Source organism: Nocardiopsis exhalans (genome assembly GCF_024134545.1).
Taxonomy (GTDB): Bacteria; Actinomycetota; Actinomycetes; order Streptosporangiales; family Streptosporangiaceae; genus Nocardiopsis; species Nocardiopsis exhalans.
In genome coordinates this window covers 3509867-3536334 of sequence record NZ_CP099837.1, presented here as the reverse complement: position 1 = coordinate 3536334, position 26468 = coordinate 3509867, and the positions used below count along the sequence as shown (strand labels likewise).

Annotated in this window: 22 protein-coding genes; 10 read left to right on the top strand and 12 right to left on the bottom strand. The window is 70.8% G+C overall.

The genetic code is table 11. The annotated features are described in order from the left end of the window. Positions 1–12 precede the first annotated feature (12 nt). The gene (locus NE857_RS15520; protein ID WP_254421644.1) at positions 13–1017 is read right to left on the bottom strand and encodes a hypothetical protein; all 1005 of its coding nucleotides are present in this window, start codon (positions 1015–1017) and stop codon (positions 13–15) included. A gap of 172 nt (positions 1018–1189) precedes the next feature. Then, entirely contained in the window at positions 1190–3013 is a 1824-nt protein-coding gene (locus NE857_RS15515; protein ID WP_344011961.1) for an immunity 49 family protein, read from the bottom strand. 268 nt (positions 3014–3281) lie between these two features. On the opposite strand from NE857_RS15515, the gene NE857_RS15510 reads away from it, so the two are divergent. Continuing rightward, entirely contained in the window at positions 3282–4715 is a 1434-nt protein-coding gene (locus NE857_RS15510) for a gamma-aminobutyraldehyde dehydrogenase (protein ID WP_254421642.1), read from the top strand. 39 nt (positions 4716–4754) lie between these two features. On the opposite strand, the gene NE857_RS15505 is transcribed toward NE857_RS15510, so the two are convergent. Continuing rightward, on the bottom strand, positions 4755–5411 hold the full coding sequence (locus tag NE857_RS15505) for a TetR/AcrR family transcriptional regulator (RefSeq protein ID WP_254421641.1): 657 nt from the start codon (positions 5409–5411) through the stop codon (positions 4755–4757). Positions 5412–5626: 215 nt separating this feature from the next. Here NE857_RS15505 and NE857_RS15500 point away from each other — a divergent pair, with 215 nt between their 5' ends. The 6 genes from NE857_RS15500 (at position 5627) to NE857_RS15475 (ending at position 14035) form a co-directional block, all read left to right on the top strand. After that, entirely contained in the window at positions 5627–7024 is a 1398-nt protein-coding gene (locus NE857_RS15500; protein WP_254421640.1) for a flavin monoamine oxidase family protein, read from the top strand. A gap of 188 nt (positions 7025–7212) precedes the next feature. Next, positions 7213–8745, top strand: coding sequence for an APC family permease (locus NE857_RS15495; protein ID WP_254421639.1), 1533 nt, complete (start codon positions 7213–7215; stop codon positions 8743–8745). A gap of 93 nt (positions 8746–8838) precedes the next feature. Next, positions 8839–9927, top strand: coding sequence for an agmatine deiminase family protein (locus tag NE857_RS15490; RefSeq protein WP_254421638.1), 1089 nt, complete (start codon positions 8839–8841; stop codon positions 9925–9927). Further along, complete coding sequence (locus NE857_RS15485; protein WP_254421637.1) at positions 9924–11666, top strand: amidase; 1743 nt, start codon at positions 9924–9926, stop codon at positions 11664–11666. The genes NE857_RS15490 and NE857_RS15485 overlap by 4 nt, the downstream gene beginning before the upstream one ends. A gap of 496 nt (positions 11667–12162) precedes the next feature. Further along, positions 12163–13617, top strand: coding sequence for an amidohydrolase family protein (locus tag NE857_RS15480; protein ID WP_254421636.1), 1455 nt, complete (start codon positions 12163–12165; stop codon positions 13615–13617). Between the two features lie 229 nt (positions 13618–13846). Beyond that, entirely contained in the window at positions 13847–14035 is a 189-nt protein-coding gene (locus NE857_RS15475) for an IclR family transcriptional regulator C-terminal domain-containing protein (RefSeq protein ID WP_254421635.1), read from the top strand. Positions 14036–14111: 76 nt separating this feature from the next. Here the strand turns inward: NE857_RS15475 and NE857_RS15470 are convergent, their stop codons facing one another. The 7 genes from NE857_RS15470 to NE857_RS15440 form a co-directional block, all read right to left on the bottom strand. Continuing rightward, positions 14112–15497 carry an MFS transporter gene (locus NE857_RS15470; RefSeq protein ID WP_254421634.1) on the bottom strand — a complete coding sequence of 462 codons (1386 nt, stop codon included), beginning with the start codon at positions 15495–15497 and terminating at the stop codon, positions 14112–14114. 355 nt (positions 15498–15852) lie between these two features. Continuing rightward, entirely contained in the window at positions 15853–16182 is a 330-nt protein-coding gene (locus tag NE857_RS15465) for a hypothetical protein (protein ID WP_254421633.1), read from the bottom strand. A 346-nt stretch (positions 16183–16528) separates the two neighbouring features. Then, a complete protein-coding gene (locus NE857_RS15460; RefSeq protein ID WP_254421632.1) occupies positions 16529–17410 on the bottom strand; it encodes a VOC family protein in 882 nt (293 codons plus the stop codon). Between the two features lie 82 nt (positions 17411–17492). Then, positions 17493–18188, bottom strand: a complete 696-nt coding sequence (locus tag NE857_RS15455; protein WP_254421631.1) for a hypothetical protein — start codon at positions 18186–18188, stop codon at positions 17493–17495. Continuing rightward, positions 18143–18358, bottom strand: coding sequence for a hypothetical protein (locus tag NE857_RS15450; RefSeq protein ID WP_254421630.1), 216 nt, complete (start codon positions 18356–18358; stop codon positions 18143–18145). The genes NE857_RS15455 and NE857_RS15450 overlap by 46 nt, the downstream gene beginning before the upstream one ends. Positions 18359–18377: 19 nt before the next feature. Continuing rightward, complete coding sequence (locus NE857_RS15445) at positions 18378–19079, bottom strand: response regulator (RefSeq protein ID WP_254421629.1); 702 nt, start codon at positions 19077–19079, stop codon at positions 18378–18380. Further along, on the bottom strand, positions 19076–20062 hold the full coding sequence (locus NE857_RS15440) for a sensor histidine kinase (RefSeq protein WP_254421628.1): 987 nt from the start codon (positions 20060–20062) through the stop codon (positions 19076–19078). Before NE857_RS15440 ends, NE857_RS15445 begins: the two co-directional genes overlap by 4 nt. Before the next feature lie 132 nt (positions 20063–20194). Here NE857_RS15440 and NE857_RS15435 point away from each other — a divergent pair, with 132 nt between their 5' ends. Genes NE857_RS15435 through NE857_RS15425 form a run of 3 tightly spaced genes read left to right on the top strand, consistent with a single transcriptional unit; the run spans position 20195 to position 22601 of the window. After that, on the top strand, positions 20195–21007 hold the full coding sequence (locus NE857_RS15435) for an ABC transporter ATP-binding protein (protein WP_254421627.1): 813 nt from the start codon (positions 20195–20197) through the stop codon (positions 21005–21007). A 14-nt stretch (positions 21008–21021) separates the two neighbouring features. Further along, positions 21022–21807, top strand: coding sequence for an ABC transporter permease (locus tag NE857_RS15430; RefSeq protein WP_254421626.1), 786 nt, complete (start codon positions 21022–21024; stop codon positions 21805–21807). After that, positions 21804–22601, top strand: coding sequence for an ABC transporter permease (locus NE857_RS15425; protein ID WP_254421625.1), 798 nt, complete (start codon positions 21804–21806; stop codon positions 22599–22601). The genes NE857_RS15430 and NE857_RS15425 overlap by 4 nt, the downstream gene beginning before the upstream one ends. A 154-nt stretch (positions 22602–22755) precedes the next feature. On the opposite strand, the gene NE857_RS15420 is transcribed toward NE857_RS15425, so the two are convergent. Together NE857_RS15420 and NE857_RS15415 are read right to left on the bottom strand one after the other, a co-directional pair. Continuing rightward, entirely contained in the window at positions 22756–23523 is a 768-nt protein-coding gene (locus tag NE857_RS15420; protein ID WP_254421624.1) for a class I SAM-dependent DNA methyltransferase, read from the bottom strand. A 188-nt stretch (positions 23524–23711) separates the two neighbouring features. Beyond that, positions 23712–25898: an alpha-N-acetylglucosaminidase gene (locus NE857_RS15415; RefSeq protein ID WP_254421623.1), complete on the bottom strand. Its 2187-nt coding sequence runs from the start codon at positions 25896–25898 to the stop codon at positions 23712–23714. Between the last annotated feature and the right edge of the window lie 570 nt (positions 25899–26468).

The following is a 26468-nucleotide window of genomic DNA, read 5'->3' as shown; positions in this document are numbered from 1 at the left end:
CTGTGCGCGGGGTCAGTAGCCGCTGCCGGAGTCGTCATCGTCGCCGTAGCCGCTGTCGCTGTCGCCGGAGTCGTCGTTACCGGCGTTGCCGCTGTCGGCTCCGCCGCCGGCGATCGCGCCCTCCGGGGTGACCGCGTACCAGACGTCGCCCACCCCGTGGCCGTTGACCTCGCCGGGGGCGTTGTCCTCGGCGTAGCGGTACAGCGCCCATCCGTTCAGGGTCACCTGGGACAGCCGGTGCTCCCGCTCCACCTCGCCGAACAGGGCGGGGTCGAGGCCCTGGCCGAAGTCGAACTGGGCCATGGCCAGCACGGGGGGCCAGATCTCGGCGCATTCGTCGAAGCAGGTCGCTTCGGGCGGGTTGGCGGAGTCCTCCTCGAAGCGGTACAGGGTGAAGCCCTCGTCGTCGACCACGATCTCGCCCAGTTCCGGGTCCTGCCGCACCTGGAAGCCCTGCGGGCAGTAGCCGTCGGTCCAGGGCTCGTCCTGGGCCTTGGTGCCCACCGGGCTCGCGGCGTACCAGGCCTCCTGGGCGCCCTCCCCGTTGGTGTCGCCGGGGCCGGCGTCGGCCGCGTGGCGGTACAGCGGCCATCCGTCCAGGGTGACCTGCTCGATGCCGTCCTCGCGTTCGAAGCTGTCCAACAGCTCGTCGCCGCCGGGGATCGTCATCTCCTGTGCCGCGGCGACCGGGATCCAGTTGTCGGCGCAGTCGCCGTAGCAGGCCGAGGTCTCCGCTTCGGGTGAGTCCTCGTCGAAGCGGTACAGGGTGTGACCGGCGGCGTCGGTGACCAGCTCGCCGAGGGTCTCGTGCCCCCGCAGGACCAGGTTCAGCACGCCGTCGGCGATGCCGGTGTCCTCGGCCCCGGTCGCCGCCTCGGTCTCCGCGGCGGGCTGCTCCTGCGGAGGGTCTGCGGCATAGGGGTCGGTGGTGGTGGTCGGGGCGGCGTTCCCGCAGCCGGTGAGCAGTGCCAGGCCGAGCGCTCCCGCGGCCAGGGAGTGGAACCTCTTCGCACGCATGCTTCGCGTCCTTCCGTCGTTTCCCGTTCCGGGTTGCGATCAGAATCCGCGGCTGCTGAGTCCCGACCCGAAGTTTCGTTGTCACCCGGTACACGGATGCCCGACGGGTCCGGTTCAGTTTTTCTCAGAAGTTTTTTCCGGCCCCTGTCGGCGCAGGTCAGCCGAACGCTGGTCAGCCAAACATTGTGGCGGCCCGCTCCAGCACACCCTCGGGCAGGTAGCCGCTGTCGACTCGTACCTCCCAACCCTGAGCCCGGGCCAGGCAGGCCAGCGCCAGGATGTGCGGACAGATCAGGCCGTCCGGGTCCCCAGCCCGGTCTCCGGCGCTGTGAATGTCCCGGAAGTTCTCCAGGGTGTCGGCCAGCGCCAGGTCGAACCCTTCCCGGTCCCCCGCCACCAGCTGGGAGAGCAGCACCACCGGCGGCGCCGGGAAGCTCGGCATGTTGTATTCGGCGAGCGCGGCGAGAGCCTCGTCCGTCGCCGCGCGGACCGCCCCGTGCCTCGGCCGGGGTCCGTTCTTCTGCCAGCCCCGCGTCTGCTCCGCCTTCAGGTACGTCAGCAGTGCCTCGCGGTAGTACTGGAAGACCGGGAAGCCCTGGTTCTCGTCCGCACGCAGGAACGTGTCCCGCGGGTAGGAGACCAGGGTCGCCAGGCGCTCCCGCGAGCCGCAGACCAGGGCGTACTCCATCGCGATCCGGCGCGCCCCCTCGGAGACCTTGGTCGAGGGCTCGGCGCGGCGCAGGGGCCCGGTGGCCTCCCCGACGGTCACGTCGACGCTCTCCCCCGGTCCCCCGTCAGCGCTGGCGAGGGCCGCCGCGGTGTACTGCGAGGCGTGGGTGAGGGCCGCGAGCTGGCGCGGGTGCCGGGCGTGCGGATCGACCACCGAGTAGAGCCGGAAGCCCAGCATCTCGTCCCAGGCGTACCGCTGCAGCTGGTTCACCGAACGGACAGCGGGGCTTTCCTTGCTCCAGAACTCTTCGAGGCGCCCGTCCTCGTACTCATACAGCTGCTCGATGTCTCGTTCGGTGGCGAAGGCACCGGTCGGGCGCTCGACGACCAGCGGTCCCTCGGCCAGTTCCCGCAGGGCAGCAGCGTCCTTGTCGGCTCCGTAGGGGCCGACCCGGGCTCTGTTGTAGCGCTGCTCGCCCTCGACCAGCCGTCGGGGCAGGTAGTCGGACTCGAACGGCATCTGCCAACCCTCGATCCGTACCGCCATGGCCGCGAAGGCGAGTTCGGGCACCGGCAGCAGGGACTTCGGGGACCCGCCGCCTTCGAGCCGTTCCCGAAGCCACTCCAGGCGGAAGGCCATGAGTTCCCAGAAACCCGTCTCGTTCCGGGAGAGCAGGGCGTGCAGGAAGAGCAGTTCGGGATCGACCGAGTCGTAGTCGGGGTGCCGCTCCCCCGGTTCCTTGCCGAGGGAGGCGAAGAAGGGCTCCATCGCGGACTCGGCGTAGCGCAGGATCTGTTCCCGTTCGGCGCCGAGCCCGGGGAAGAGGTAGTAGGTGAGTGCGCGGTGCAGGACCTCCTTCTCCTCGAAGTCGGCCGCGAACTGGCGGAAGGTTCCCTCGTTGTTCTCGTGGAGGTCGGAGACGAAGCACAGGTAGAGCGCCTCGGCCCAGTCCCCGAGGTGGACCCTGGTCTGGCCGCGGGGTTCCTCTTCTCTCTCCTCGTCGTGGTCCTGGTAGAAGACGCCGGTGCCGGTGTACGTGAGGTGCACCGAGAACTCGGCGGAGGTGGGCGCCCCGTCCAGTTTGAGCCCGCCGATGCGCGCCTCGGCCGCGGAGTGCAGGGCGACGCGGATGTCGGCATCGGTCCGCGGCACCGCCACCGAACGCGCGCCCGCGTAGGCCAGCAGGTCGCTGGCGATCATCTCCCAGCCGGAGCCGCTGCGCCCGCTGTTCTGCTGATACCGGACATCACGGCTGACCTCGTCGAAGAAGCCTTCGGTGGCCTCCGTCAGAGCCTCGTCACCCACCGTGTGCCGTTCGATCCGCATGGACACCGGGCCCGCCCCTCTTTCTGCCTGGTTCAGGGTGTTCTCACCCCGATACGCAGCAGAGTCTGGCACAGACCGGCGACCGGACAGCGGCCGCTTTCACCCCCGGTGCCCCACGATCCAGATGCTCCGCGACCTCCGGCGGCACCGTGGCGTTGAGGCGGATTCGGGGCCCGTGTGCGACCCCTCGACAGAGTGTTGTGTTGCCGCTCACTACATCTGCCCCTAAAATGAATGGTGATCATTTAACTGTGGCCTAGGAGACATCATGGGCAGCCGCCTGCAGAACTTCATCAACGGCACGTTCGTCGACGCACACGGACAGGGGCACCTCGACGTCGTCAACCCCGCGGACGGAACGACGGTGGCCGTCTCCCCCGTCTCCGACCAGGTCGACGTCGACGCCGCCTTCGACGCCGCCCGTGACGCCTTCGTCTCCTGGAAGAAGGTCACGCCCGGCGAGCGCCAGCGCCTGCTGCTCAAGCTCGCCGACGCGGTGGAGGCCCACACCGACGAGATCGTCGAGGCCCAGCACCGCAACACCGGTCAGCCGCGCTGGCTCATCTCCCAGGAGGAGATCGGCATGGGCGTGGATCACCTGCGCTTCTTCGCCGGGGCCGCGCGCACCCTGGAGGGCCGCGCGGCGACGGAGTACATGGAGGGCCACACCTCCTACATCCGCCGTGAGCCGGTCGGCGTCGTGGCCCAGGTGACCCCGTGGAACTACCCGCTGCTCATGGCGGTGTGGAAGATCGGCCCCGCCCTGGCCGCGGGCAACTGCATCGTGCTCAAGCCCTCGGACACCACCCCCGAGTCCACGCTGGTCCTCACCCGCCTGATCGGGGAGATCTTCCCGGCCGGCGTGTTCAACGTGGTCCTGGGCGACGCCAGCACCGGACAGCTCATGGTGGAGCACCCCGAACCGGTGATGGTCTCGATCACCGGTTCGGTCCGCGCGGGCCAGCACGTGGCCGCCTCAGCCGCCAAGAACCTCAAGCGCGGCCACCTGGAGCTGGGTGGCAAGGCCCCCGCGGTGGTCTTCGCCGACGCCGACCTCCCCGCCACCGCCAAGGCGCTGGTGGAGTTCGGCACCTTCAACGCCGGGCAGGACTGCACCGCCGTCACCCGGGTGCTGGTCGAGGAGAGCGCGCACGAGGAGTTCGTGGAGCTGCTCGCCGAGGCCGCGCGTGCGACGCGGACCGGCAACCCCGACGAGTCCCAGAACGACTTCGGCCCGCTGAACAACGCCCGCCACTTCGCCTCGGTCACCGACAAGCTCGCCCGGCTCCCCGAGCACGCCACCGTGGTGACCGGCGGCAGGGCCGTCGAGGGCTCCAAGGGCTTCTACGTGGAGCCGACGGTGGTCACCGGCGTGCGCCAGGACGACGAGCTGGTCCAGGAGGAGACCTTCGGGCCGATCCTGACCGTGCAGACCTTCAGCTCGGAGGAGGAGGCCGTCCGGCTCGCCAACGACGTGGAGTACGCGCTGGCCTCCAGCGTCTGGACCGCCGACCACGGCGCCGCCATGCGCCTGACCCGCGACCTCGACTTCGGCTGCGTCTGGGTGAACACGCACGTGCTGCTCACCGCGGAGATGCCGCACGGCGGCTTCAAGTCCTCCGGTTACGGCAAGGACCTGTCGCTGTACTCGGTGGAGGAGTACACCCGGGTCAAGCACGTCATGCACGCCCTGGAGGCGTGACCGGTAGCGCGACCCGGACCTGGCCCGGCAGTTCAGGTCTCAGTCGGTGAACTTCTGGCGCAGGCCGCTGATCAGGGCGTCGAGTGCGAGCTCGAAGGCCCGGTCGGCGGCCGCCCGGGGGTCCGGCGAGCGCTGGGCGGCGAAACGGATGAAGGTCGGGGCCAGGTCCTCCAGGCTGCCCGGATCGAAGATGTCGGTCGGGGCGGTGGCGTCGTAGGCGGCACCGAAGACCAGCGCCTCGATGCCGACGATGATGTCCACGGCGTCCGCGCCGACGATCCCGGCGTCGTGCAGGGCGCGGGTGACGCGCTCGTACATGCGCAGCGTCTGGGGCGAGTCGGCCACGGGCAGTACCGCCATGACCGGGATCAGCGCGGTGTGCTCCATGAAGCACTGCCGGTAGGAGCGCGCCCAGTCCCGCAGCGCCTGGTCCCAAGGTTCGGTACCGAAGGACGAGCAGTCGATCTGTTCGTTGATGCGGTCCTGGATGAGCACCAGCACGTCACGTTTGGACGAGACGTGATTGTACAGGGCCGAGGCCGCCACACCGAGCTCGCGGGCCAGTGAGGCCATGGTCAGGTGGCGGTAGCCCTGGTCGGTGACGATCCGGATCGCCGCCTGGCTGACGCGTTCGCGGGACAGGATGGGTGAGGAGGGTCTGCCCCTTCCTCGTCCGCTGCGCGCTTGCTGGGTCACTGACGCCTACTTCCTGTTGTCCGTCCGGTCGGGCACCAACCAGATTTCCCCCCAGTGTAGAAGCGGCGCGAACGCGTCGAATCGGCGCGGCGGTGGGCCTTCAGCCCGCTGACCGGCCTCTTCGACCCCTGATGGTGAGTGTGAGCCACTTGACATCGGGGGCGTCTTCCCTGTTAATGAATGCAGTTCATTTTGATGTTCGAAGGAGCACACCCATGAGTGGCACACACGTCATCGGCAGCGACGAGATCCTCGATCGTGATGTCGTGATCGTGGGCGCCGGCCCCGCTGGGCTGATGGCCGCACGCACCCTCCAGGCCTCCGGCCGGTCCGTGGCGGTCCTGGAGGCCCGGGACCGCGTGGGCGGTCGCACCTGGTCCCGCGAGATCGACGGCGCCTTCCTGGAGATCGGCGGCCAGTGGGTCTCGCCCGACCAGACCGAGCTCCTCGGGCTCCTGGACGAGCTGGGGATGAGCACCTACCCCCGCCACCGCGAGGGCGCGAGCGTCTACCTGGCCGCCGACGGCTCCCGGCACGAGTTCACCGGCGACATGTTCCCCGCCGGTGAGCACACCGAGGCCGAGATGGAGCGGGTCATCGCGACCCTGGACAAGCTGGTCGCCGAGATCGGCGTCGAGCGCCCCTGGGCCCACCCGCTCGCCCGCGAGCTGGACACCGTCACGTTCACCGAGTGGCTGCGCCAGCAGACCGACGACGAGGCCGCCCGGGAGAACATCGGCATCTTCATGGCCGGGGGCATGCTCACCAAGCCCGCCCACGCGTTCTCCGCGCTCCAGGCGGTCCTGATGGCCGCCTCGGCCGGGTCGTTCTCCAACCTCGTGGACGAGGACTTCATCCTGGACCGCCGTGTGGTGGGCGGTATGCAGTCGGTCTCGCAGAACATCGCCGCCGCCCTGGAGGAGGGCACGGTCTTCCTGGAGACCCCGGTGCGGACCATCCGCTGGAGCGAGGACGAGGCCGACGGCCGGGTCCTGGTCCGGTCCGAGCGCGTGACCGTGCGCGCCGACCACGTGGTCGTGGCCGTGCCGCCCAACCTCTACTCGCGGATCTCCTTCGAGCCCGCCCTGCCGTGGCTCCAGCAGCAGATGCACCAGCACACCTCGATGGGTCTGGTCATCAAGGTGCACGCCGTCTACGAGCGCCCGTTCTGGCGGGACAAGGGCCTGTCCGGCACCGGCTTCGGCGCCAAGGAGCTGTGCCAGGAGGTGTACGACAACACCAACCACGGGGACACCCGCGGCACCCTGGTCGCCTTCGTCTCCGACGAGATCGCCGACGGCCTCTTCCGCCAGCCCGCGGCGCGGCGCCGCGCCGCGATCCTGCGCTCCCTGGCCAACTACCTCGGCGAGGAGGCACTGGAGCCGACCGTGTACTTCGAGTCGGACTTCGCCTCCGAGGAGTGGACCCGTGGCGCCTACGCCGCCAGCTACGACCTGGGCGGGCTGCACCGCTACGGGGCCGACCAGAGCACCCCGGTGGGCCCGATCAGCTGGGCCTGCTCGGACCTGGCCGCCGAGGGCTACCAGCACGTGGACGGGGCGCTGCGCCAGGGCCGTCGCGCCGCGGAGGCCATCCTCGCCGCAAACGGCTGAGACGGATGACCCGGGTGGGTGTTCGGTGATATCGCGATCGGACACCCGCCGTCACCCGCCGTCCCTGGGGAAACGCAACGGCGCGTGAACCCCGCCCCCTGGTGAGCTCGGCCCACCCCGCTCACCGGTTCCCGCGGCGTCGCTCCGTCGGCGCCGACACCCATCCCGGCGACCATCAGGAAGTACCCATGACCCACACCACCGATCGGCCCGCGCAGGCAGGTGCCGACACTCCGAACAACTGGAAGGGCCTCAGCAAGGGAGCCATCGGGCTCCTGGGAGGTCTGGTCATCGGCGTCTCCACCATCGCCCCGGCCTACACGCTCTCCGGCGCCCTGGGCCCGACCGCCTCGGCCGTCGGTGAGCGCCTGCCCGCGATCCTGCTGGTCGGTTTCGTTCCGATGCTGCTGGTGGCGATCGGCTACCGGCAGCTCAACAAGGCCATGCCGGACTCGGGCACCACCTTCACGTGGGCCTCCCGGGCCTTCGGCCCCTGGATCGGGTGGATGGCCAGCTGGTGTCTGCTGGCCGCGACCATCCTGGTGCTGTCCAACCTCGCGGGCATCGCGGTCGACTTCTTCTACCTGGCGATCGCACAGCTGACCGGGCAGGAGCAGATCGCCGCCCTGACCCGCAACGTGCCGATCAACATCGCGACCTGCCTGGCCTTCATGGCGGCCGCCGCATGGATCTCCTACCGGGGACTGGAGGCCACCAAGGCCTTCCAGTACATCCTGGTCACCTTCCAACTGGTGGTGCTGGCGTGGTTCTCGATCGCCGCGTTCATGCAGGTCAGCGCTGGATCTGCGTTCGATGCCACCCCGGTGCGGCTGGAGTGGTTCAACCCGTTCGGGGTGGAGTCCTTCTCCGCCTTCGCCGCCGGAGTGGCGCTCTCGGTCTTCATCTACTGGGGCTGGGACGTGGTCGTGACGATGAACGAGGAGAGCCGCGGCGCGACGAGCACCCCGGGCAAGGCGGCCATCGCCACCATCCTGGTGGTCGTGGCGCTCTACATGGCGGTGTCGGTGGCCACCCTCTCCTTCGCGGGTGTCTCCGACGGTGAGTTCGGCCTGGGCAACCCCGACATCCAGGAGAACATCTTCGCGGCGCTGGCCGGTCCGGTGATGGGTCCCTTCGCGGTCCTGATGTCGCTGGCGGTGCTGTCCTCCTCGGCCTCCTCACTCCAGTCCACCATGATCTCCCCGGCGCGCACGATGCTCGCGATGGGCCACTACGGGGCGCTCTCCCCGAAGTACGCCCGGGTCAGCCCGGTGCACAAGACACCCGGGTACGCGACGGTCGTGGCGGTGGTGATCGCCTCGGTCTTCTACGCGGTGATGCGCGTGGTCTCCGAGAACGTCCTGTGGGACACCATCACCACGCTGGGCATGATGGTCTGCTTCTACTACGGCGTGACCGCCCTCGCGTGCGTCTGGTACTTCCGCCGTGAGGCCACCGCGTCGTTGCGGAGCCTGGCGACCAAGGTGGTGGCACCCTTGCTGGGCGGGCTCCTGCTGCTCGTCTTCTTCTTCCAGACCGCCTGGGACTCCATGGACCCGGCCTACGGCTCCGGATCGCAGATCGGCGGGGTGGGACTGGTGTTCGTCCTGGGGGTCGCCGTCTTCGTGATCGGGGGCGCGGCCATGGTCGTGCAGTACCTGCGCGGCCCCGAGTTCTTCCGGCGCCGGTTCGAGACCACGGAGTACCCCACCGAGAGCTAGAGGCTCGAGGTGCGGGGGCCGGATCCACCACGGGTCCGGCCCCGCTCCGGGTCCCGGGACCACCGGCGCCCTGCTTTCATGACAAGGATTGAGATGTTCGCTCACAAGTCCGCCGACCAGTCCGGCGGCGCCTCGCCCGCCACGGTGATGCCACCGGAGTGGGCACCGCACGAACGCACGTGGATGGCGTTCCCGCCCGCCAACGACACCTTCGGCCGACCCGGGAGCGACACCCTGGAGCGGGCCCGCAGGGCGTGGGCGACGGTGGCGCGCACCATCTCCCGCCACGAGCCCGTGACGGTGGCGGTCGCGCCCGAGGACGCCGAGGCGGCCCGGGCTCTGCTCGGCGGCGGGATCGAAACCGCGGTGATGCCGCTGGACGACGCCTGGATGCGCGACATCGGGCTGACCTTCGTACACGGGCCGGGCGGTGAGGTCCGGGGCGTGGACTGGGTGTTCAACGGCTGGGGCGGCCAGGGGTGGGCGGCCTGGGAGTCGGACCGGCTGGTGGGCGGCCGGATGGCCGAGCTCGCCGGGGTCCGCCGGATGCCGAGCACGCTGGTCAACGAGGGCGGCGGCTTCCACGTGGACGGTTCGGGCACGGTCCTGCTCACCGAGACCGTCCAGCTGGACCCGGGGCGCAACCCGGACCTGGGCAGGGCGGAGGTCGAGGCGGAGGTCCACGCCAGGCTGGGCACCGCCCACGCCGTGTGGCTGCCGCGCGGGCTGACCCGCGACTACGACGAGTTCGGCACCCGCGGGCACGTGGACATCGTGGCCGCCTTCACCGAGGCCGGCACCGTGCTGCTGCACCGCCAGGACGACCCCCGCCACCCGGACCACCAGGTCACCCGGGACCTGCGCAAGGTTCTGGAGCAGGCCGTGGACACCGACGGCGAGCCGTTGCGGATCGTGGACGTACCGGCGCCCGAGGAGATCCGGGACGAGGACGGCGAGTTCGTCGACTGGTCCTACATCAACCACTACGTCGCCAACGGGGTCGTGGTGCTGTGCGCCTTCGACGACCCGCGGGACGAGGTCGCCGCGGGCATCCTGGCCGAGGCCTACCCGGGTCGGCGGGTCGAACTGGTCGACGCCCGCGACATCTTCCTTTTCGGTGGCGGCATCCACTGCATCACCCAGCAGCAGCCCGCCCCGCGAGCCCAGTGGAGGACCCTGTGACCGAGAACAACGCTATGACCGAGTACTACGACGTCGTCGAGACCCCGATCGCGCAGCTGCGCACGGACCTGGAACGGGGACGGGTCACCAGCGAGGCGCTGGTGCGCGCCTACCTGGCCCGGATCGAGGCCTACGACCAGAGCGGGATCCGGCTCAACGCCATGGTGGTGATGAACCCCGAGGCCCTCGCCGAGGCCCGGGAGTCCGACGAACGCCGGGCGCGCGGGCAGGCCCTGGGCCCGCTGGACGGCATCCCCTTCACCGCCAAGGACAGCTACCAGGCCCGCGGTCTGACCGTCGCGGCCGGGTCGCCCGCCTTCGAGGACCTGATCGCCCAGCGCGACTCGTTCACCGTGGGACGGTTGCGGGAGAACGGGGCGGTGCTGATCGGGCTGACCAACATGCCGCCCATGGCCAACGGCGGCATGCAGCGCGGTGTGTACGGGCGCGCCGAGAGCCCCTACAACGGCGACTACCTGACCTCGGCCTTCGCCTCCGGTTCCTCCAACGGTTCGGGGACCGCGACCGCGGCCAGCTTCGCGGCCTTCGGCCTGGCCGAGGAGACCTGGTCGTCGGGGCGCGCGCCCGCGTCCAACAACGCGCTGTGCGCCTACACCCCGTCCTGGGGCGCGATCTCCATCCGGGGGAACTGGCCGCTGGTGCCCACCATGGACGTGGTGGTTCCGCACGCCCGCACCATGGCGGACATGTTGGAGCTGCTGGAGGTCGTCGTCGCGGACGACACCGAGAGCCGCGGGGACTTCTGGCGCTGCCAGCCGTGGATCGAGATCCCTCCGGCGTCCAGGGTGCGGCCCGCCCGCTTCTCCGACCTGGCCGTGGCCGACGCCGACGCGGGGCGGCAGGCGCTGTCCGGGTTGCGGATCGGCGCTCCACGGCTCTACACCGGCCGGGATCCGGAGGCGGGTACCGCGGAGAACCCCGGTGTCGGCGGGCCGACCGGGCAGCGGGTGGCGACCCGGCCCAGCGTGCTGCGGTTGTGGGAGGAGGCCCGGGCCGACCTGGAGGCCTCCGGGGTCTCGGTCCAGGACACCGACCTGCCGGTGGTGACCAACTACGAGGGCGACCGCCCGGGCGCCCCCACCGTCAGGTCCCGGGGGCTGGTGAGCCGGAAGTATCTGGACCGCGAGTTGCTGGACCTGTCGGCGTGGGCCTGGCAGGACTTCCTCCAGGCCAACGGCGACCCGAAGCTGAACGATCTGGGCCAGGTGGACGGCACGCGGATCTTCCCGGACGTCCCGGGCGCGCTGCCGGACCGCTACCACGGGTTCGACGACGACATCGCCGCCTACCCGGAGTTCGTGCGCCGCACAGGGATCTCCTCGTTCACCGATATCCCGCACCTGGAAGAGGGTGTCCGGGGCTTGGAGCGCACCCGTCGGATCGACTTCGAGGACTGGCTGGACGAGCTGGGCCTGGACGCGATCGCCTTCCCGGCGGTGGCCGACGTGGCTCCGGCCGACGCTGACGTGAACCCGGAGTCCGCCGACATCGCCTGGAGCAACGGGGTGTGGGTGGCCAACGGCAACCTGGTCTGGCGTCACCTGGGCATCCCCACGGTGACGGTCCCGATGGGCACGATGCCCGACACCGGCATGCCGGTGGGGCTCACCTTCGCTGGACGTGCCTACGACGACGCGCGCCTGCTGCGTATCGCGGCGGCTTTCGAGGCGACGGGAGAGCGCCGCCAGGAACCGCCGCGGACCCCGCGCCTGCGGTAGGAGCCGGGAGGGAAAGTTGATCAGCCGCGCTGGGGCAGAGCCCTCAGCGCGGCTTCAGCGTGCCCGGGTCCAGGTCCAGCCCGTCGATACAGGGTCGGTACGGGTGCCCGAAACCCGCACTCGGGACTGTCCGCTGTTTCCCTAACCCTCAGATCCCCGGTGATCTTGCTACCAGAAGCAAGTTCGGCGCCGAACTTGCTTCTGGTAGCAAGATCATCCCCGGACAGGAGACCGAAGAAGCCACCCGGCCACCGCGGGGCCAGGGAACCCGAAAACCATTCGAGGACCGTCGTTGAGGGGCATATCGCGCAGGTGGTTCATGCCGATTACGGTGGCCGCTTTCCGGGATGCGGTGTTCTCCTGACGGACGCCGACGAGTGGGGATGCCCCGGGGAACACCTTCGCACAGCGGGCCTTCGTCCGACATATCGGTGATGGAACCGTGTCTGGGCCGGATAGCGTCAACCCGAACACCCACAACCTTAGGGAGACCCCCATGAGCACGCACACCGATTTCCCGTCAGGTCTGCCTTCGGGCCGCCCCGTCGTACTGCGCGGCGGTACGGTCCTGACCATGGACGCCGCACGAACCGTCCTGGACGGCGCCGACGTCCTGGTCGTCGACGACCGGGTGAGCGCGGTGGGCCCGAACCTGTCGGTTCCCGTCGGCACCGCGGAGATCGACGCACGCGGCGGCATCGTCATGCCGGGGATGATCGACACCCACCGGCACATGTGGCAGACGGTCATGCGCGGTTACGGCGCCGACTGGACCCTCACCCAGTACTTCGTGTGGAACTACCTGGAGCACGGCAGGCACTTCCGCCCCCAGGACGTGCGCGCGGGCAACACCCTCGCCGCGTTGGAAGCGCTGGAGGCCGGGGTGACCACGGTCGTGGACTGGTCCCACGGGCTACAGACCCCGGACCACGCCGAAGCCGCGGTGGAGGGCCTGAAGTCGGTGCCCGGCCGCTACGTGCTGGCCTACGGCAACATCCAGCAGGCTCCCGCCGAGTGGAGCGCGACCCCCGAGTTCCGGTCCTTCGTGGAGCGCCACCGCGGCGGTGACCTGTTCGACCTCCAGATCGCCTTCGACGTCACCGGCGACCCGTCCTTCCCCGAGAAGCCCGCCTTCGAGGTGGCCCGGGAGCTGGGGCTGCCCGTCACCACGCACGCCGGGGTGTGGGGCGCCACCGGCGACAACAGCATCAAGCTCATGCACGAGAACGGTTTCATGGGACCCGAGACCATCTACGTGCACGCCGCCTCGCTGTCGGATGACTCCTACCAGCGCATCGCCGCGACCGGCGGTTCGGTGTCGGTGTCCGCCGAGAGCGAGCAGAGCGCCGGTCAGGGTTACCCGCCGACCTGGAGGCTCCGCAGGCACGACATCCCGGTATCGCTGTCCATGGACACGAGCGTGTGGTGGAGCGGCGACCTGTTCAGCGCCATGCGTTCCACGCTGAGCGCCGACCGCTCCCGCGAGCACCTGGAGGCGCAGCGCCAGGGAAACACCGTCACGCACTCGGCGCTGCGAGCGGCACAGGTGACGGAATGGGCCACCCGGGGCGGGGCGGCCGCGCTGGGCCGCGACGACCTGGGCCGGATCGCCCCCGGGGCCAAGGCCGACCTCGTGCTCCTCCGCAACGACGACTCCCCCGTCTCGTTCCCGATCCTGAACCCCTACGGCCACGTGGTCTTCCAGGCTCAGCGCGGTGACGTGCACACGGTGCTGGTGGACGGCCGGGTGGTCAAGTACAAGCACCGGCTCGTGGACGCGGACCTGGCGGCGGTACGCGCGGATGTGGGCGCCACCGTCGACTATCTGCGTTCCACCATCGGCGAGCAGGAGTGGGCCGCGGGCATGAACCCGGACATCCCCGAGTCGAAGGTACTGGACAACCCCTACACCTACACCGACTACCGGGACGCGAGCACCCACGCCGGCTAGGAGGACCGCGAAGACCGCGAGAACCATGTGGTACCGGGGCGTCCGACCTCCCTGGGCAAGGTGCTGCTGTCCGCGCTGCCGGGGTGGCCGGGGTGCTCGACGAGCCGACCCGCTCGGGGCTGGAGCCCCGGTGGCGGCCCGACCAGGACGAGCGCGACGCGGTGCTGCGCGAGGTGCGGCCCGCGGGTGGGCGCTGACCGACGAACACCTGGCACTGGGGATCCGCTCGGTGGCGGCGCCGCGGCGAGATGGCCAGGGCCGGGTGTTCGCGGCGGTCAACGTCAACACCCACTCCGCCGAGAACTCGCTGGACCACCTGATCCAGCACCATCCGCCGTTGCTGTTGGCCGCGGCGGGAGAGATCAGCGCCGACGTCGCCCGGGTGGAGTCCGTGCCCCAGGTGACCCGCGACCTCTGAGCGCTCCGCCGCGCCCTCCTGCCGAGCTCTCTCCGGGCACCCGCACAGGCCCTCTTGTGAGTGCCCACAAGAGGGCTCACCTACCGAGACGCCCCTCCACGAGCGCGGCGGTGCCCACCGCGGTGACCGCCATCAGCACGCAGGGAATCAGCAGGGTCAGGGTGTAGGACCCGGTGACGGCCAGGACCGTGCCCAGCACGCTCACCCCCAGCACCGCGCCGAACTGGCGGAACATGTTGACGGTGGCGCTGGCCATCCCGCCCCGGTCGTGTTCGACCCCGGCCACCGCGGCCGCCGTGGTCGGGGCCAGGGTGAGCCCTCCGCCCAGGCCGATCACCGACAGCGCCGCCCACAGCGGCACCCCCGCACCGGTGGCGAACCAGGCGTACAGGAGCAGGGTCCCGGCCGAGCACACGAGCAGGCCCGTCGTGAGGGTCACCCGGAAACCGAAGCGGCGCACCACCCGCGCCGCCAGGAGGCTGACCAGGATGTACACGCAGAACAGCGGCAGCACCCGCAGACCCACCCCCAGGGCGGAAACCTGCTGGACCCGGTCCAGGTACAGGACCAGGACCATCGGCGCCCCGGTGAACGCGAACATCGCGGCCGCACCCGTGACCATCACGGTGCTGAACGACGCCGAGCGGAACAGGCCCAGGTCGAGCATCGGGTCGCGGCGGCGGAGTTCGACCGCCACGAACCCGGCCAGGGCGAAAGCGAAGACGGTGTAGGCGGTCAGCACCCACGCGGACGCGTACCCGGCCTCGCCGCCCTCGATCACCGCGTAGGTCAGCGCCGTGACCGTGAGGGCGCCCAGGACCAGTCCGGGCACGTCCAGGGTCCGCCCGGGCTGACGGCTGTCCAGCACCAGGAACGGGGTCAGGGCCAGGACGACCACGGCCAGGACGACGTTGATGAGGAAGACCTCGTGCCAGGTGTACAGGGCGATCAGCGCGCCCGCCACGACCGGACCGGCGGCCAGGCCCAGCCCCGAGCACGCCACCCACGCGCTGATCGCCTGGGTGCGCCGGTGGGGTTCGCGGAAGGGGTGGGCGGCCAGGGCCAGGCTGTTGGGCAGGACCAGTGCGCCGCCCGCGCCCATGACCGCCTGCGCGGAGATCAGGGGGAGTGCCGAGTCGCTGAGGTAGGCGCCCAGACTGCCCAGCCCCATCAGGGTGACCCCAGCGACGAACACCGCGCGCCGCCCGAGGGCGTCGCCGAGGGTTCCCGCGGACAGCACCAGGCTGGCGACCGCGAGGGAGTAGGCACTGGTCACCCAGACCACGGCGGTCGGCGTCAGGGCGAGGTCGCGCTGGATGGAGGCCAGCGCGCCGAACGTGGCGGTGATGTTGACGAACGTCATCATCATGCCCAGGCACACGACGAGCAGGGACCGCCAGGCCCCGCGCTGGTACGCGTGGACGTCCCGCACCCCCGCGGTGGTTCCGGTGGTTGTCGGCATGACCGCCCCTCACTCTCTGGCTTCGAGAAACCATAGCCAGAGCCCGGATCAGCGAACACACCGGGGCCGCCCCACCGGAACCCCCTGGTCCTCGGCCTCGGCGTGGGCGGTCAGGCCGTTCTCACGTACCCGGCGGCCCAGGACCAGCCGGGTTTCGGCACCGGGACCCGGCTCCTACGGACTGACCTGCCGAGCCGACGTGTGGACCACCGTCTCCCCGAAACTCACCCAGCGCTGGCCCCGCGCAGGCACGAATACCAGTGAGGAGGCAGCGGCCAGGGACGGTGCGAGGGCTGGCGCCGGGGAGGGCAACGGGTTCGAGGTCGGGGTACGGGACGGGGTCGGAGGCGCGGGCTCACAGGACGGTCACGTCAACCTTGCGGCCGTCGGGGTCGGTGAGCAGGTGCTCGCCCGGGGAGAGCGGTGGGTTGGTATCAGCCCCTGCCAGGGCGAGGCTCAGCCGAAGGTCGCTGGTGCGGTGGTCGTGCGTGGTCGGGTGGATCTCCAGGACGGGGCCCAGGGGCATCCGGCAGGAGTAGCGCATCAGCCCGTCCGCGAGGGGGTAGCGCTCCTCGCCGAAGGACAGGCCGAGCGAGGCGTAGAAGTTCCGGCACTCCTCGACCCGGTCGGTGTAGATCACGACCGCGTCGAGGCAGGCGTGCGTGTCGAACATGGCTTCCGGCATGACCGTCCCTACTGCTCGATGGAGGGGAGAGGCGGGATGGACGGCTCTCCCGAATCCAAGTCTGCGCAGCGGGTTCACCGGCGGCAAGGGGTGATCTTTCGCCTGTGGACAACTCCACCCGGCCCGGCTCCGGACTCGTGCCCCCGCACTGGCCGATCAGCCCCGCCCCACAGGGTTTCGGGACTCGGGGCACACAGGGGTGCGAAACCCGGATCCCAGGCCGCAGGACGTGGGGCACGGGCCAGCGGGCTGGGGCCACAGGACTGCGAGCCAGAAAAAGCGGACGCGGAACAGCCGGACACCGCTCGCGTATCGTTGAACGCGGCGCCTCGGGCCTCCGCCCCGCTCAGGTGGGCGGCTGATGGAACTCGTTGACCGCCATGGCCGCGCCCCTCGGGTCCTGGAAGGCGCCGTAGCGCATACCGCCCATGTCGGCCAGGGGTGTGATGACGGTGCCGCCGAGCTGTGCCGCGCGGATCAGGACCGACTCCGCGTCGGCGACGGAGAACTCCACCGCCCACTGCGCGACGGTTTCGGCGAGAGCCTCGTAAGGCACCGCGGACAGCCAGCCGACCGCGTCCGAGAACCCCTCGGGTGCACCGGACTCGGTGTGCCGGTCCTTGGTGCCCGGCGCCAGTTCCTCCAGGAAGTCGCCGTATCCCGGCAGAAGCAGCATCGTGGCGTCCTGCGCCCCGCCCCCGAACCGCACGTTCTGGGTCCGCCAGCCGAACACCTTCCCGTAGAAGTCGGCCGCCGCCTCGGGGTCGGAGGTCACGAGGTTGCTGAAGTTCCAGGTATCGGGCCGGTTCACCAGGTGGGCGCCGCCGCTCCCCCGCGCTTCCCAGAGGCCGAACCGGGCCCCCGCGGGGTCGGCGCAGACCGCCACCCGGGCGATGCCCTCGACGTCCGTCGGCCCCTGGAGGACGGTGCCACCGGCCGTGCTCACCCGCTCGGCCGACTCATCAGCGCTGTCCACCCGCACGTAGGTGGTCCACACCGGGTTCTGGACGGGTTCGGCCAGCAGTGAGCCGAACCCCGCGACGTCCCCGTCCTGGTCGGGCAGGCTCGCCACGAAGTACGGCGCCGCCGCGCCCTCGGGTGCGCGGTCCTCGAACCGCCATCCCAACAGGTCCCCGAAGAACGAGGTCGAGAGTTCGCCGTTGGCTTCGGTGAGCTCCACCCAGCAGGGCACCCCGGCCGGGTACCGGGCCTGTTCACGCCTGGCCATCACGCCCCCTCGCGTCGACGTCCGATGCCTCAGGAACCCTTCCCCGAAGTCAGTTCCCGGAACCCGGGAGCGAAGGTGCCGATCAAACGGGCCAGGGCGCGCAGTAATGGATGTAAAGGCTTCCGGGGACGTTCCACGGGGAGCGGGAGCGCCCGTGCGGACTGCCGTGGTCGAGCTCGACGTCGAAGTATCCGGTTTCCGAGACGTACTGCAGTTGGGCGGGGCCGTCGTCCGCGAGTAGGCGCAGTTCGGCGCCGTACTCGCGGAAAGCGCGGGCGCTGCCCTTGGTGAAGAGGGTGTGCGCGGCGCTATCGAAGTCGAAGTGGTCCCGGTACTCCCGGTACCAGTGTCGTGCGTGGTCGATGTCAGCGTAGCCGGGTATGTCGTCGTCCGGGGTGGAGGCGGTGTGGGGCGCGCCCCGGCCGAGCCTTGCGCGCACCCCCTTCCAGGAGGAGGCCGGGAACTGGAGGCTGTGGTGGGCCAGGACGAGGTCGAGCATGACCGGCTCACTCTCGCTCTCACCGCCGCCAGGAGCCCGGTTGGCCCGGATCGGCAGGTAGACCAGTGAGTGAGCGGAGCTGGCCGCCAGTGACCACAGAGCGATGAGCTGCGCTGTTCCGACCCCGTCCGCGTACATCGAGAGCCAGTAGTGGTCATCGCGCAGCGCCAATCGCCCCGGCCCGGGTTCGGCCCGGAGCATCAGCGGGCGCGGAATCCGGCGGCCCGCAGTGATCACCGTTGCCAGGACCAGCGCGACGGCGAAGAGTCCAGTGGCCACCGCCGCCCCTGGGCCGTGGCCACATCCACCACCTGGGAGTACCGCTCGTAGTCCCCGGCGGAGGGGTCCGGCCCGCCCGGGAAGCCGAGCCGCCCCTGCACGGCGCGGACGGCCTTGCCCAGCGCGTACCCGAGGAACAGCACCGCCATCGTGTACGCGGGCCACCGCACCGGGGTACAGGGAACCGGGTCAGGGCGGGGTGACCAGGCCGCTGTCGTAGGCGGCGATGACCAGCTGGGCGCGGTCGCGGGCAGCGAGTTTGGCGAGCAGGTGACCGATGTGGGTCTTGACGGTCTTGACAGAGATGGTGAGTGCGGCGGCGATCTCGGCGTTGGAGAGCCCGCGGGCGACCAGGGCCAGGACCTCGGTTTCGCGTTCGGTGAGACCGTCGAGCCCTCGCGCGGGGGCTGCGCCGGGGCCGTGCAAAAAATGCTCGACCACCCGGGTGAGGATGCTGGGCGCCAGGAGGGACTCCCCGGCGTGGGTGCGGCGGATGGCGTCGACCAGCTGGTCGGGGTGGGCGTCCTTGAGCAGGAACCCGCTGGCCCCGGCTCGCAGGGCCGCGTGGACGTACTCGTCGAGTTCGAACATGCTCAGCACCAGCACCCTGGTTCGGGCCTGGTCGGGGTCGGCGGTGATCGACCGGGTGGCCTCGATCCCGTCGCCGCCGGGCATGCGGATGTCCATGAGGACCACGTCGGGGGCCAGGTCGCGGCTGAGCGCCACGGCCTCGCGCCCGGTGCCCGCCTGGCCGACCACGGAGATGCCGGGGGCGGCGTCGATGAGCAGGGTGAGGCTGTGCCGAAGCAGGGGCTGGTCGTCCACGACCAGCACCCTTGGGGCCGGGTTCGCGGTGCTGCTGGTTCTGGTGTCGAGGTCGGTCCCGGTCACGGCGCCTCCCGGTCGGGGATCCGCGCGGTGAGCACGAAGCCGGTTCCCGAAGGACCTGTCTCCGGAGAACCGGAGTTCGAGGAGCCGGTGCCCGTGGAGGCCGTACCCGTGGAATCGAGTTCGGCGGAACTGGTGACCGGGGAGTCCGAGCCCGCTGCGCTCTCTCCCCCGGGGCCGGTGGTGTCGAGGGTGCCGCCGAGGGCACGGACGCGTTCGCGCAGGCCGATGAGCCCGTAACCGGCGCCCGGGCGGGGTTCCCAGTCGGCTGCCGGTCCGTCGTCGGCCACGGAGACCAGGATCGAGCGCTCCGCTCGGCGCACGCTCACCCGGACCGTGGTGGGTCCCGCGTGTCGGGCGGTGTTGTTGAGCGCCTCGCGGACCACGGCGCAGAGTGTGAGTTGCACCCCGGGTGAGACCGAGCCGAGTTCGGGCAGGTCGAGGGTGACGGTCAGGCCCTGGTCCTGTGCTGCCCGGACGATCCCGGGCAGGGATTCCAGAGTCTCGGCGGGCCGTACCGGGGCGGTCTCGGGGTCGGTGGAGCGCAGTACGGTGAGCATGCGTCGCAGCTCGGTGGTGGTGCGCCTGCTGACCTCCTCGATGTCGGCCAGCGCGGTGACCCGCTCCTCGGGACCCGCCGGGCCGGTCGCCCTGGCCGCCGCCGCGGCGCGCACGGTGACGGTGCCGAGCCCGTGGGAGACCAGATCGTGCAGGTCACGGGCGATCCGGATCCGCTCCTCCTGGACGGCCCGCTCCCCCGCCCAGGCCGCCAGTCGCTGTTCGTACTCCTCGCGTTGGCGGCGGGCGCGCAGCACCGTCCACGTCGTCACCCCGGTGGCGGCCGAGGCGACCACCGCCATCAGGGCGAGGACGGCGGTGCCGCTGCCGCCGCTGCCCGTGGTCAGGGCCACCAGGGCCACGGCGCAGAGCGCCAGTACGGGGATCAGCCACAGGCGCGGGGCTCGGGACGGTCTGAGGTTCTGCACCGTCCTGATTCTAGGAGCGCACTTCCGGCTGGACATCGGACCCGGGTCTGAGAGACCGGGGTCCCGGTCGGGCGGCCAGGTCCGGTCCACGGCCCGATGCCCGGCCCGGGGCCGCGGTGTTTGCATGGCGCCATGCTGTCCATAGACAACCTCAACAAACGGCGCGGGTCCCGCGTCATCCTCTCCGACGTGACCTTCCGCGCCGAGCCCGGCCGGGTGACCGGCTTCCTCGGCCCCAACGGCGCCGGCAAGTCCTCCACACTGCGGATTCTGCTGGGACTGGGCCGGGCTACCAGCGGCAGCGCGCTGGTCGACGGGCTCCCCTACCGGAGTCTGCGCTCGCCGCTGCGGACGGTGGGTTCGGTACTGGACGGTTCCGGGGCGCACCGGTCCCGGACCGCCCGCGACCACCTGGCCTGGGTGGCGCGCAGCAACGGCATTCCGCGCCGACGGGTCGGGGAGGTCCTCGAGCAGGTCGGGCTGGCCGACGCGGGTCGGACGCGGGTGAGCCGGTTCTCCCTGGGAATGGGGCAGCGTCTCGGGTTGGCCGCGGCGCTGCTCGGCGAACCCGGGGTTCTGGTGCTGGACGAGCCGGTCAACGGCCTGGACCCGGAGGGCATCCGGTGGCTCCGGCGGTTGTTGCGCGCCCACGCCGACGCCGGGGGCACGGTGCTGCTGTCGAGCCACCTGATGAGCGAGGTCGCGGAGATCGCGGACGACCTCGTGGTGATCTCCAGGGGCCGGATCGCCGCCACCGGACCGCTGCACGAGGTCACCGCGGGGTACGGCAACCTGGAGGAGGCCTTCTTCGCCCTGACCGATGGGGCCCACGTATCCGACAGGAGCCGTGGAGCGGACGGGGATGCCGGAGCCCCTGGAGCCGCCGGGGACTATGAATCCCACCGGCCCCCCGGGGGTCACGCATCCGACGGGGGCCACCGGTGAACCTTCTCCGTCAGGTGAGCGCGGAGACGCGCAAGGCCCTCACCCTGCCCGCCGTGTTCGCCGGGCTGGCGGTGGCGGTCCTCGGGTCGCTCGCGGTCACCCTGCTGAACTCGTTCAGCGTCCGCAACGCCGTGGCGTCGGGCAACCCCGAGCTCATCGCCGACACCTCACCGATCGAGACCGTCTTCGCGGCCGTACCGCTGGGCACCGTGGGCGCGGTGGTCCTCGGTGTGGTCGTCATCAGCAGCGAGTACACCGCCAACAGCAGCGACGCCGGTGGCGGGCGGCAGATCACCGCCACCCTCACCGCGGCCCCGAGCCGCCTGTCCGTGCTGGCAGCCAAGGCCGCCGTCGTCACGGTGTTGTTGGCGCTCACCACCGCCGTAGCGGTCCCGGCCAGCCTCATCCTGGCCCGGACCGTCATCGGGGACGCGGCGACCGAAACCGTGGGGACCGCCGAGTTCGCGGCCCGCTCGCTCGGTGTCTTCGCCTACTGGGCACTGACCGCGCTGCTCGCCCTGGGGCTGACCACCCTGACACGCAACGGGATCATTCCGCTGATCCTGCTCATCGTGAACAGCTCCCTGGTGTCGTTCTCGCTGCTGCTGTCGGACGTCACCCGCCTGGCCCGGTACCTGCCGGACCTCGCCGGGACCGCCATGGTGCTCGGCCCGGACCCGGACCTGTTCGTCGACCCCGACCTCCTGCTCGACCCGTTGCCGGGCGGGCTGGTGATGGCGGCCTGGACGGCCGGGCTGTTGGTCGTCGCCGCCGTCGTCCTGAACCGGAGGGACGCGTGAGCCGCCGTGCGGCGCCCGGTTCCGATGCCGAGCGCGTCCCCGTACCCACGCGTTTCCCCGACCCCGTTCTCGAACCCGAACCCGGAATCGAGGTCGCACGCACCTTCGCCGCCGAACTGGTCAAGCTCATCACCCTGCCCGCGGCCCGCGCCACGGTGCTGGGCACCATCGCGGTCTCCGCGGGGATGGCAGCGCTCACAGCCGACCCCGAGCACGGTCCGGTGGACGCGGCCTCGACCGTCTTCGGTCTGATCGTGTTCCTCCAGATCGGCACTGTGCTGTTGGGGGTCCTGGCCGCGGCCAGCGAGTACGCCGGCGGTCAGATCCGCACCACCCTGACCGCGGCCCCGAGGCGCGGTGCGGTGCTGGTGGCCAAGTCCGCCGCCTGCCTGGTTGTCAGCGCTCTCACCGGGGCCGCGGCCGTGGGTGCCGCTCTGGCGGGCGCGTGGCTGGTCGCGGAGGGGAGCCTGCTCGGCGGGGTTTCCCCCTGGCGGCTGGCCGGGGCGGCGGTCTATCTGGCCCTGCTCGGGTTGCTGGCCCATCTGCTCGCGGTGATGGCGCGCTCACTCCTGCCGCCGCTGGTGCTCGTGCTGGCCCTGGTCCTGGTCGTCTCACCGCTGCTCGGCGGGCTCACCGAGCACGCGCGCTGGCTGCCGGACCGGGCCGGACAGCTGCTCTACCTGCCGGGGGCCGACACCGTGTTCACGCCCTGGACCGGGTCACTGGTCCTGTGCGGCTGGCTGCTGGCGGTGGGGACCGCTGCGACCCTGTTCTTCACCCGCCGCGACGCCTGACCGGCCCCACTCACGCCCGCGCAACGGCGCGCGGGGACCGTGGGTGGGGCCGTGTCCATGTTCGCGCTCACCTGAGGGCCACGCAGCCCCTCGTTCTGGGTTCTCCCCGCCCCTGCTCGGGCACGCACTCGGTTACCCATGCTCAGGCGCGTGCTCAGTCAGCCCCGGGCAGCCGGTAGACGGACACGTGGGAGCCGGAGTCGCCAGTGAACTCGCTCCCCTGCCAGTCCGCGTGCCGGGACTCCAGCTCGAAACCGGCGATGTGCGCCATGAGATCGAGTTCGGCGGGCCAGACGTACCGCTGTTTCACCCGGATCACCCGGGGTTCGCGCCCCTTCGTAAAGCTGATGTGGTGCGAGACCAGGTGCTGGTTCTTCAGGTCGAAGGTGTCCAGCCCCACGTACCCGTCCCGGTGCGCGAACACCAACCCGTCCTGACCGGGCGGAAGCCGTCTGAGGCTGGGCACGCCCAACTCCACGACGAACCGTCCGCCGGGCTCCAGGTGCCGGGCCGCGTTGCGGAAGCACTCGACCTGCTCGGCCTGGGTGAGCAGGTTCGAGACGGTGTTGTAGACCAGGTAGACCAGCGAGAAGTCGCCCGCCACCCGGGTGGTGGCCATGTCACCGATCACCACCGGGACCGTGTCCCCGTCGGCCTTCGTCCGCAGCTGCTCGACCATCGCCTCGGACAGCTCGATCCCGGTGACCGGGACCCCGCTCCGCGCCAGCGGCACCGCGATTCGGCCGGTGCCGACCGCGAACTCCAACACCGCGCCGCCCTCGGCGAGCTCGGTTAACCGGGCGACTGCCGGGTCGACCTTCTCGGGCGCGAACATCCCCTCCCCCGGGGTGTCGTAGCTCTGTGCCATCTCGGCGTCCCACACCGGTGCCGCTTCGGTCCGTGTCCGATCAGTGTCAACCATGCGGGCAACCTAGTGCCGTCCCGGCGTCCGCCGCCATGGGTTTTCCGGACTGTTTTCGGGCAGTTTTGCCGGGCTGCCCGAGCCGGAGACCCCGGCCTGAGCCGAGCGTCCGGAGCCGAGGGCGCCCGGGGTCAGGGTTTCGGGTTCAGCGGTTCAGGACCGTGGGTTCGGGATCAGGAAGCCAGGGGTCAGGGTTGGTCCGTCCGGCCGTAGCGATCCAGGAGCGCTCGGGAGCGGTTGACCACGCCACCGCCCTGCTGCGACGGGTGCGAAACTCCGTTCACCAGGAAGGCCTCCTCCCGCTCGATCAGGGCCCGCTCCAGCTCGTCCGCAGCCCCGGCCCGATCGGTAGCGGCCCGCTCCAGCCCCTGGCCCCACAGCTCCCAGCGGGAACGGTAGTAGTCGCCGACCAACCCGGCCCACAGGCGGCTGGCGTAGTCGTCGAGCTCTCCGTCACCGATGGTGGTCCACACCGTGAGGATCCGGCGGGCGTTGTCGACCAGCACCCGTCGCTCCTCCGGGGTCCGCGCCCACGCGACGGCCTGGTCCTCCCAGCGCTGGTAGTGGTACTCGGGCCGGGCGGCCAGGAGCGAATCGAGGTCCTCGACCACCGCCAGGAGTCCGTTCAGCTCCTCCTTGAAACCGGGCCCCTCCTTCAGATCGGGCCCCTCGCCCGCCCGCTCGACGAGGTTCAGGTAGCGCTGGTCGAAGACCCGGAGTATGGCCGCCATGGCCACGTCGGCCAGGTCCCTGCCCAGGGCCCCGTCCGCCAGTTCCGGAGTGCGCTCGGCCGCGCCGACCAGCTGTTCCCAGGCCGCGGTCAGGTCCGGCCAGTCGTACCAGAGCCGGGCGCTGACCCGGGCGCGCAGGTTCTCCGGGTCGGCCAGGTCCCGGTAGTGCGGGCGGTGGCCCAGGATCCCGTACTCGTCGGCCGGGTAGCGGAAGTTCCCCGGCACCGAGTGGAGGGTGGCCAGCAGACCCCGCCAGCCCTCCAGCAGGGCGGGGTCGTGCCCTCTGCCGTAACGGCGCCGCACGAACCCGGGCGGCCAGTCGCGTTCCACGTCCTCATTCCGCTGCCACGCCTGGTCGATGACCAGGTCGAAGAAGGCCGGGTTGTTGCGGGTGGCCTCCATGGCCAGCCCGATCCCGGTGGGGCGGTTGCGGGCGCCCTTGGCGGCGTTGATCCCGTCGAGGGTGCGCTGGAGGTTGGCCATGGGGTCGGTGCGGCCGCCGAAGTTGAGCAGCGCGCACCAGATCCAGCTCTTGTCCCCGAAGGAGTCGAACCGCGACCACTGCGGCTCGCGCTCACCGAACAGGTCGAGCAGCAGGAGGCGTTCGGCGGGGATGGCGTCGAGGAAGGCGGCGACCCTCTCATCGCTCCAGAAGGAACGCTGGTAGGAGAACGGCCAGCTCTGCAGCACCCACACGGCCTCGGGGTCGGCACGCACGAGCCCTTCGAGGGTGGCGTCGGCGACGGCTCCGGGGAAGGTGATGTCGGCGTCGACCGGGACCATCTCGATGAAGGGGTCGATGGCGTACAGGTGGTCGGTGCCGAGCAGTTCGATCTGACTGCGGGTGATCTGCGCGCCGATCTCCGCGTACAGGGGATCGGCGGGGTCGAGCACGTGGGTGACGAGCTTCTGCCAGCTACGGGTCCGGGTGTGTTCGCCCGGCCGTTCCCGGGCGATCTCGGGCGGGACGTGCCCGGTGAAGCCGGGCAGGACGGGCGTCATGCCGAGCTCTCGCTGCCGGTTCAGGATCCGCTGGCCCAGTTCCAGGTGGCTGTCGGCCCAGGAGGCGGGCAGTGGTCCGGCGAAGTTGTCCAGGTTGCCCATGTAGTGCCAGGGCAGGTAACCGGGGCCGCCGATGAACGCGCGCGCCTGCTCGTCGCTCAGGCCCAGTCGGGTGTAGGCGTCGCGCAGGACCGCCTCGTGCCCCACCGCGGTCAGGGGTGTGGTGATCCCGTGCAGGGCCATCCAGTCGACCTCGCGCTCCCACTCGTCCCAGCCCCAGTAGGGGGAGGTGTAGCCGGTGGTGCAGAAGTTGAGGTAGTAGGCCTGGTCGACCTCGGCGGTGCGGCGCGTGGTCGGGGCGTCCGCGAACCCGGGGACCGGTAGCGGCAGGTGCGCGTCCCAGTCCACGGTGACGGCGCAGACCTCGCGCAGGTAGGCGTGCAGGCCCACGGCGGCCGCGACGGCATCGGAAGCCGTGACCGTGAGCTCCCCGCCCTCGGCGCGGTACTCGAAGAAGCGTTCCGGCCCGGTCTGTTCACGGAACACGATCGCCGGGTGCTCCGGGCCGAGGATCCTGCTGGCCAGTGCGCTGACCGCCGCGCTCCAACCGGGCGTACTGGGCTCGCTGCCGGTGTCCACCATTCACTCTCCTGATTGCCGGGGGCACGTGTTGTCGGGGGTACAGTCCCTCCGGGCATACCCGGGGCCTTGTGCGCGCATCCCCGCGACGCCCTGCGTATAGGGGGACAAACCGCCGGAAGTGGAACCAGGCCAACCGCTGGCCACATCGGCCTCCGCTGGGGAGCAGCACGTGGGAGCCGCAGCCGCGCGGGGGCGCAAGGTGCAAGAACATGCTGCCGAAGCCGCCTCTACGCCCCTGGACAGCACACACCTCCCGGGGGTTGCGAGCTGCTCTTCGTTGAGCGTGTGCGGGTGTGTATGCGTGTGCATGAGTGGGTCCCGCAGTGATGGGGGTTTTGCTGGCACCGCGCAGTGGCGGTTACCAGGTGTGTGCGATTCGGGACACCCGGTGCGGTTTCCGTGTTCGGGCCCCTTTGCCGCCAGAGCGATGGCCTGAGGCCTCCCGCACACCCTTGACCACACCCACACGACTGAGTCGTGAGGAAACCGGCCTCCCGGGACCGGACCACGCACAGGACGCGTGTCACCGCCCCGGAGCCTGAGTAAGCCGGGAACCAGCACGTCCAAGAC